At 68.6% G+C, this 6501-nt stretch carries 6 protein-coding genes; 5 read left to right on the top strand and 1 reads right to left on the bottom strand.

Annotated elements, in window-relative coordinates:
* Nucleotides 1–173 precede the first annotated feature (173 nt).
* On the top strand, nt 174–3203 hold the full coding sequence (locus ABJI51_RS16885) for a Tn3 family transposase (RefSeq protein WP_348951842.1): 3030 nt from the start codon (nt 174–176) through the stop codon (nt 3201–3203).
* A gap of 137 nt (nt 3204–3340) precedes the next feature.
* Here ABJI51_RS16885 and ABJI51_RS16890 read toward each other — a convergent pair whose 3' ends face one another.
* Nucleotides 3341–4291: a hypothetical protein gene (locus ABJI51_RS16890; RefSeq protein WP_348951844.1), complete on the bottom strand. Its 951-nt coding sequence runs from the start codon at nt 4289–4291 to the stop codon at nt 3341–3343.
* Between the two features lie 342 nt (nt 4292–4633).
* Between ABJI51_RS16890 and ABJI51_RS16895 the strand changes: the two genes are divergently transcribed.
* The 4 genes from ABJI51_RS16895 (at nt 4634) to ABJI51_RS16910 (ending at nt 6494) form a co-directional block, all read left to right on the top strand.
* Nucleotides 4634–4894 carry a hypothetical protein gene (locus ABJI51_RS16895; RefSeq protein WP_348951846.1) on the top strand — a complete coding sequence of 87 codons (261 nt, stop codon included), beginning with the start codon at nt 4634–4636 and terminating at the stop codon, nt 4892–4894.
* On the top strand, nt 4891–5829 hold the full coding sequence (locus ABJI51_RS16900; protein ID WP_348951848.1) for a tyrosine-type recombinase/integrase: 939 nt from the start codon (nt 4891–4893) through the stop codon (nt 5827–5829). Before ABJI51_RS16895 ends, ABJI51_RS16900 begins: the two co-directional genes overlap by 4 nt.
* A 50-nt stretch (nt 5830–5879) precedes the next feature.
* The gene (locus tag ABJI51_RS16905; RefSeq protein WP_348949770.1) at nt 5880–6086 is read left to right on the top strand and encodes a hypothetical protein; all 207 of its coding nucleotides are present in this window, start codon (nt 5880–5882) and stop codon (nt 6084–6086) included.
* Between the two features lie 279 nt (nt 6087–6365).
* Entirely contained in the window at nt 6366–6494 is a 129-nt protein-coding gene (locus tag ABJI51_RS16910; protein ID WP_348949769.1) for a hypothetical protein, read from the top strand.
* Nucleotides 6495–6501 lie beyond the last annotated feature (7 nt).

Below are 6501 nucleotides of genomic sequence, written 5' to 3' on the forward strand. Positions count from 1 at the left end.
CGCTGATTCCCCGGTCGAACTCCAGCGCTAGCGAGATGGGGTTCCCGGACATCTCGCGGAATATCCAACGGAATAGCCCCTGACCAGTACGGACGACACCCCGAGCGCTGACGGTGAGCTGCTGCCCGAGATGATCTCGGCGTCGAGTTGGGTGCACGGGTTGGCGGTGGCTGGTGGCGACGCAGTTCTTCTCCGCGAGCGAGATCCGCGAACTGGAGTCTTGGCCCGCCGAGGTGGGGCGCGACGAGCTGGTGCAGTACTTCCAGCTCGCCGTCGAAGATGTCGAGTGGGTGCACCGCACCACTCGCGGCGCTCCGAACAAGCTGGGGCTGGGGTTGCAGCTGGCCACGTTGCCGTGGCTGGGTTTCGTCCCTTCCGATGTGCGTGCCGCGCCGCCGCCGGCGGTCGCGCGGGTCGCAACCCAGCTTGGCGTGGAGGCCGGTGCGCTGGTGCACTACGGGCGCCGGGAGCAGACCCGGTCGGATCATCTCCGGCTGGTTGCTCAGCGTCTGGGCTGGCACGCCGCCGAGGACGACGACCGGGCCGGGTGGAAGACGCTGCGGGAGTTCCTGGTCGACCGCGCGATCGAGCACGACGTGCCGAGCGTGCTGTTCCGGCTGGCGACCGAACATCTGGCCTCGCGGGACGTACGGATCGTGCGGCCGGGCGTGGTGTCGCTGATGGAGGAGATCGCTTCTGCCCGCGAGGTCGCCGAGCGGGAGGTGTTCGCCCGGATCGAGCCGTTGCTGACCGAACGCCGGATCACCGATCTGGACGGCGTGCTTGAGGTGGAGCCGGAGATGCCGGTGTCGCGGCTGACGTGGCTGCATCGCGGCGCGACCAGCTACTCGCCTTCGGCGATCCGCGCCGAGGTGGACAAGGTGCTGTTCCTGCGTGGCCTGGACATCGACGCGGTGAACCTCTCGGTGATCCCGGAAGCGCGACGGCGGCGGCTGGCAGGGCTCGGGCGACGGCTGCGCAACCAGGCGCTGCGCGGGCGCCGGGCGGAAAGCAAGTACCCGATCCTGCTGTCGACGGTGGTCGAGTGCTACGTCGAGGTGCTCGACGAGCTGGTGCAGATGTTCGACCAGGCCTTGTCCGGGATCGAGAACCGGGCGAAGACCAAGGTGAAGGAGAAGCTCGCCGCCCGCGGCCGCGAGTCGGTGGACAAGCTGGAGCTGCTGGAGGAGATCCTCGCCATCGCGACCGACACGGCGATCCCGGCCGATCAGGTCGGCGGGTTGCTGCGGGACCGGGTTGGGTTGGAGCGGATGCGCTCGGCACGCCGGAATCCGAAGGACCGGCCGTATCAAGACCACGGGCACCTGGACACAGTGGAGGACTCGTTCACCTACCTGCGCCAGTTCGCCCCGCTGGTGATCCGCCACCTGGAGTTCGCGGGCAGCATCGACGCCAAACCGCTGCTCGCGGCGGTGGAGATCCTGCGCGGGCTGTACGCGAAAGGCACCCGGAACGTGCCTGACCGCGCGCCGTGTTCGTTCGTGCCGTCGCGATGGCAGGGCTACCTCGCCAGGGCCCGCGCGGACGCGGATCCGGTGCGGTACCGGCATTTCTGGGAGCTGTGCACCCTGCTCGGACTGCGCGATGGCCTCCGCTCCGGAGACGTCTGGGTACCGGGCTCGCGCCGGTACGCCAATCCGGTCGCGTTCCTCATGCCGGCCGAGAAGTGGGCGGTGTCGAAAGTCGAGTACTGCGCGCTGGTCGGCGCCGCGCCGTCCGCCGAGCACGCGCTCGAGGAGGCCGAGCAGCAGCTGGAGACCGCGCTGCTGGCTGTCGAACCGCTGCTCGCCTCCGGCGAAGGCCCGGTCCGGCTCTCCGAGCAGGGGCAGCTCTCGATCAACCGGCTGACCGCGGAACAGCTGCCCGACCAGGTCGAGCAGGTCAAACTCGGGCTGGTCGAGCTGCTGCCGCGGATCCCGATCACCGAGCTGCTCATCGAGGTCGACCGCTGGACCGGGTTCTCCGACAAGCTCGTGCACGCCTCGGGCAAGACCGCGCGGGACAACCGGCTGCGCCAGCAGCTCTACGCCGCGATCCTGGCGCAGGCCTGCAACTTCGGCACCACCGCGATGGCCGAGGCCTGCGGGCTGACCTACGACATCCTGGCCTGGACCGGGCAGTGGTACCTGCGGGAGGAGACGCTGCGCGAGGCCAACGCCGCGGTGGTCAACCACCACCACACGCTGCCGATGGCGCAGGCCTGGGGCGGCGGCACGATGTCCTCCTCCGACGGGCAGCGGTTCCCGATGAAGGGCAAGTCGCTGACCGCCCGAGCCCTGAGCAGGTATTTCGTCGACGAAGGCATCAGCCAGTACACCCACGTCTCCGACCAGCACTCCACCTACGGCACGAAGATCATCCCGGTGTCCGACAGGGAAGCGGTCCACGTCCTGGACGAGATCCTCGGCAACGCCACGACCCTGCCGATCTCCGAGCACGCCACCGACACCGCCGGGCAGACGCTGACGGTGTTCTCCCTGTTCAAGCTCACCGGTCTGGTGCTCTCGCCGCGGATCCGGGACCTGGGCGGAATCACGCTGCACCGGCTCGGGTCCAAACGCGACCTGCTGGGCCGGTTCCCAAACGCCGGGAAGCTGCTGACCGGCACGATCGACACGAAGCTGATCGGCGAGCAGTGGAACGAGATGCTGCGCGTCGCGGCATCGCTGAAGTACGGGCACGCCACCGCGTCCCTGGTGGTCGGCAAGCTGCACGCCGCGTCGCGTCGCTCGGCCGTCGCGCAGGCGCTCGTCGAGTACGGCGCGATCCAGCGCACCCTCTACTCCCTGCGGTACCTCGCCGACGAGGCCTACCGGCGCCGCATCACCCGCCAGCTCAACAAAGGCGAATCCCTGCACAGCCTGCGCCGCGACCTGTTCTTCGCCCACGAGGGCTCGGTGCGGCGCCGGCACCTCGACCAGCAGACCGACCAGGCGCTGTGCCTGAGCCTCGTGGTCAACGCGATCATCACCTGGAACACCGTCTACCTCGAACTCGCCCTCGCCGAGTACGTCCGCGCTCACGGCCCCGTCCCGCCGGAGGTACTCGCGCACCTGAGTCCCGCGCTGATGGAACACGTCAACCAGTACGGCACCTACACCTTCCCCATCGAGAAAGTCCTAGCCCGCCAAGGTTTGCGGCCATTGCGCGCACCGGATGCGATGATCCCGGTACTGGACTGAACAAGGCAGAGCTGGGCACGAAGTCCGGGCGGCTCATCGATCACGGCGGTGAGCCGCCCGGACTCCTCGGGGATCGCAGCGTCGCTGTTCGGTGCCAGGCGCACCGTTGCCGGAGCGGACCTTGCCGGTGCTCCTGGCTACTCTGCCGCGTGTGCGGCGTCGCCCCGGCAGGACGCCGCGTCGCAGCGCTCAAGATCGAAGTTGTGGACCGGCGCGTCGACCGGCTTCACGTCGTAGGCGACCGGTGGCCCGGCAGGGCCCCAGATCGGCAGGATGATCCGCATTCGGCGGCCGTCGACATCGACCGGCGTGTCTCGTGCGTGGCCACCGGCCTGAGCGAGAAGGACGGCGTCCAGCGGATCCTTCAGCATGTTCCATACGAGCGCCTCCCGCTCCAGATAGCCATGCCAGTTCCTGCGTTCCTTCTGCGCCTGCTCCCAACGCTGCGCCAACGTTGTCACGCGGTTGCGGTGTTCGAGCACGGTAACGTCCCAGGGCTGCGTGTCCTCCTGCGTGGCCGGGTCGTCCAGAACCCGTGCTGCGAACGCGGTCAACCTCGGGTGCGTCGCGTTCCACCAGCGGTCCGTGTCCGGGTGCACCAGGTCGACCGCGGCCCGATCCAGCGGTTGCATGAGCATGTCGACGGCCGACAGGTCGCCGGCGTTCACCGCGTCGCGCAGTCGCCTGGGATCGGGTGCCAGTTCCGGCTGCTCGTCCAGCAGCATCGCGTAGATCAGTGCCAGCAACCATGTCGGCGCAATGCCACCGGCGCCGAACTGGCGTCCGTCCGTGAACCGGTGGCACAGGCTCCTGACCCGGTCGCCGGGCAGGGCGGCGGCTTGGCACACGTCGAAGGCCCCGACCGGGCGGCTGTGCAGGAACGGGTACCAGGTTCGACAGGTCGCCCCGGGGTGCGGGCTGCCGTCACAGCCCGGATCGCACCACGTGCTCGTGATCGGAATGAGCACAGGCGGCTGCTGGCTGATCCGCAGTTCGACCGCGCGCTTGGCGGTGGTGTAGTTGACCTGGTGCTCGGCCATATACGCGCGGATCTCGGCGCGGCGGTCGCGAACGCTGTGGTTGCCCATCTGGTCCTCCGGCGGGGAGCCCACGTCACCCCGCGAGGCTCGTCGGCAGATGTGCGTCCGATCGCGGGATTCTCATTCGTGCGCTTGAGATCCGAAGGCCAGCTTGTCCTCGGCGCCGGGCGATCACGTGGGGATCGGTCGGCTCGGAGAAGGGCCCGCGCGGTGCCCGTGACGAATGTACCACTGAGAGTGGTTGCGGGATAACCTTCGTTATCTGGCAAGATGACCCTGCCGCGAGCCGAGCGAGCTGGACGAACGACCTCGGACGCCCACGGTTCGTGTCCTGGTTATCTGGCAACTCGCGGCATCCGGCGTGCAACAGTCGAGAAAGGCGGACCCACGGTGGCTGGTTCCTACAACCACGTCGTCGCCGACGACGGGCAGCTTCTTGTCCCCGAGTACTTCGCGGGAATGATCGATCATCTCCCCGATGCCTACCAAGCCATTGAAGAGATGTACGGCATGATCTGGTGGCTCGCGGAGAAGGCAGCCGCGGGCCAGGACGCCACGGCCGCGTCCCTGGTCGAGGCCGCTCGCCAGGCCTACCGGGACGGCCTGCAGCTCAGCCCCGGCACCGGGGGCACCCTGCCACCCGAATCGTGACACCCGAGGCGGCCGCCGCGACCGGACTCGGCCTGGGAACCCACCCGCTGGCGCGGCACATCGACGACTTCCTCGCCGACCTGGCCAACACCAACGCCTCCAAGCACACCATCCGCGCCTACCGCGGCGACCTCATCCAGTTCGCGGCGCACTTTGACGGCGAGCTCGCCGAGCTGACCGCGAAGCCGGTCCGGGCGTACCTGTCCGACATCGCCGCGCTCGCGCCGTCGACCCGCAAGCGCAAACGGGCCGCGGTCGCGTCGTTCTGCAAATGGGCGGTGCGGCACGAGGAACTCGATGCGAACCCGATGGATCGCATCGACACCATCAAGGTGCCCAAGACGCTGCCCCGCCCGGCCGCGGCGAAAGACGTGCAGGCGGTGCTCGGGACCATCTGCTCCCGCCGGCCGCGCAAGGACATCCCGCTCGACCGGTTGCGTGACCGGGTGCTGTTCGAGACCGCCTACGTCTGCGGCGCCCGCGCGGCCGAGGTGTGCGGCCTCTACGTCGAAGACTTCGACCTGCGCCCCGACGACGAGCACGTCCAGATCCACGGCAAAGGCGGCACCGTCCGCACCGTGCTGCTCGACGACCGCGGCTACGTCGCGCTGGTCAAGCTCTACCTCGCCCGCGCCGGATACACCTCCGGGCCGATGTTCCGCGCCAGCATCAACGGCTCCGGCGGCCCGCTGTCCTACGACGCGGCCCACCACCGCTGGAACGGCTACTGCACCGCCGCCGGGATCGACATCGACATCCACCAGCTGCGCCACGCCCACGCCACCGAACTCATCAACTCCGGCGTCTCTATCGAAGTCGTTCGCCGACGGCTCGGGCACGCCAGCACCGAATCCACTCAGATCTACACCCTGCTCGCCGACAAAGTCGCCGACGACGAGATCCGCGCCGCCCGGCGCCGACGCGAACGCTCCTGACAAACCACATTTGCACTGTTCAGGGGCTATTCCGTTGGATATTCCGCGAGATGTCCGGGAACCCCGTCTCGACGTACCCGGCCGCAACCCCGGCGCCGTACGCCGCGGCCGTCGCCGCGATGAACCCGACGGCCCACCCGGCCGCCCGCCCGAACGCCGCCGCACCGACGTGCGTCGCGACGTTCGCCGCCGCCGCGGCGCAGCTGACCGGGGTCATGGGAAGCTCGACCTGCAACCGCTCGATGCTGCCGTCCTGAAGCCCGGCGGCCTTCTCGATCCTGTTCATCCTCGTCCTCGTCTCGGGTGACCGGTTGATCGCTCCGGACGCTAGCTTTGCCGCCCCCGCACCACATCCACCGATCTGACGAGCACGCCGGGTTCGAGGAAATCGTCGAGGACATTCCGCAATCCGCGTGAAAATCCTCGCATACCGGACATAACGGGCATCCTCTGGTAACTTCGCTGTCGAACCCGTCCGAAAAGACCGCACCCGCGGTACGGACGGGAATCTTCCCCCAGTGATCGGAGGAGCAACCATGCAGAAGCTGGCCGAGAAGATCGCCCGCGACGACGTGTGGGCCAAGTGGGTCGAGGCGAACTCCCAGCCGTCCGCCAAGGAAGGCTGCATCTCCCGCAAGGAAGGCTGCATCTCCCAGGCAGGCTGACCGCCCC

This window comes from Amycolatopsis melonis, from assembly GCF_040064235.1.
In the GTDB taxonomy this organism is placed as follows: Bacteria; Actinomycetota; Actinomycetes; order Mycobacteriales; family Pseudonocardiaceae; genus Amycolatopsis; species Amycolatopsis melonis.